This is a genomic window from Pseudonocardia sp. EV170527-09 (genome assembly GCF_008369905.1).
In the GTDB taxonomy this organism is placed as follows: Bacteria; Actinomycetota; Actinomycetes; order Mycobacteriales; family Pseudonocardiaceae; genus Pseudonocardia.
The window spans coordinates 1-1244 of sequence record NZ_VRMC01000244.1; the positions used below are offsets into that span (position 1 = coordinate 1).

The following is a 1244-nucleotide window of genomic DNA, read 5'->3' on the forward strand; positions in this document are numbered from 1 at the left end:
GGGGTATCCGCGCAGGTAAGGGCCCCGGAAGCGGATCAGCTCCTCGCCTGGGGCCGACATCAGGGCGATCCCGGGGCGGGCGGTGGTGTGCTGGTCGGCCAGCTCGCCGGGTGCGCCCGGGTGGAGCAGCTCAGCGCTGGCACGGGTGTCGGTGCGGAAGCTGATTCGCAGCGAGCACATGGCCCGCTCGAAGCTTCCGACGATCGCGGCCTCGGCGCGCTGCACGATGATCACCACGCGGTAGCCAGCCTTCGCCCCCTCGGCGAGCAGACGCCCGACCAGCGACCGGATGCGCTTGCCGACCGGGTCCTTCGTCGTCGACACGGAGTCGGCGACGCGGTAGAGCGCGGCCAGCTCCTCGAGCACCACGACCCGCAGGGGCTGGTCGGTGGTGATCGCGACGGTGTCGCGATCGGCGGGCATCGCGGCGATCCGCGCGTCCATGTCATCGACGAGCGCCTGGAGAAGGACCTCGTGGGCGCCAGGGTCGTCAACGCCGGAGACCTGCAGGGCGGCGTGTCGGGTCCCGGCGAAGGGGCGCCAGAGCAGGCCGGTGGGGTCGGAGCCGCACACGGTGACCAGCGGGTCGGCAGCGAGCTGCGCCAGCAGGCCGTAGGTCCACACGGACTTCCCGGAGCGGGTGACGCCCTGGACGATCGTGTGCGCGACGTCGGCCCAGGACTGGACCACGTCGTGGGCGGTCTCGTCGCGGCCGATGAAGACCTGGCCCGGGCGGGCAGGCAGGTCGAGGTCGACGCGGACGTCGAGCGGGTCGGTCGCCAGCAGCTCCACCCGGGCGTGGATCTGCCCTAGCGGGGTGACCCGCAAGGCGACCGCTCCCAGGTGCGGGGCGATGCGCAGCGCGACCCGACGCAGGTCGGAGAGCAGCTGCCCCGGCAGCAGCTTGACGGTCAGGATCGTCGGTGGTCCCAGGACGATGTCGACCAGCTGCGGCACTACGACCGTGGCGCCGGAGACGGTGTCGACCTGGTGGCAGAGCCCGGCGCCCTCGCACGCCTGCCGCCAGGACCACCACAGTGCATCGGCCTCGCGCTCGTCGGCCGCCCGCTCTCGCCGCGCAGTCAGGAATCCCATTTCTCTCCCCATTTCTAGCGATTGTTTTTGGCACAGCACAGGTACGGCCCCGCATTCCTGACCATTTCGGACTGCGGGGCCGACGCCTTTCTTATCTCATTCGGCTAATCAGGCAGCCTCACCCTGAGGAGCCTTGGCCGGACGGCCAC

General features: G+C 71.0%; 1 protein-coding gene. It reads right to left on the reverse strand.

What is annotated here, in order from left to right; translation table 11 throughout:
* Nucleotides 1-1095, reverse strand: a 1095-nt coding sequence (locus FVA95_RS28825; RefSeq protein WP_149666904.1) for an FtsK/SpoIIIE domain-containing protein, incomplete at its 3' end; no start/stop codon positions are given.
* Between the last annotated feature and the right edge of the window lie 149 nt (nucleotides 1096-1244).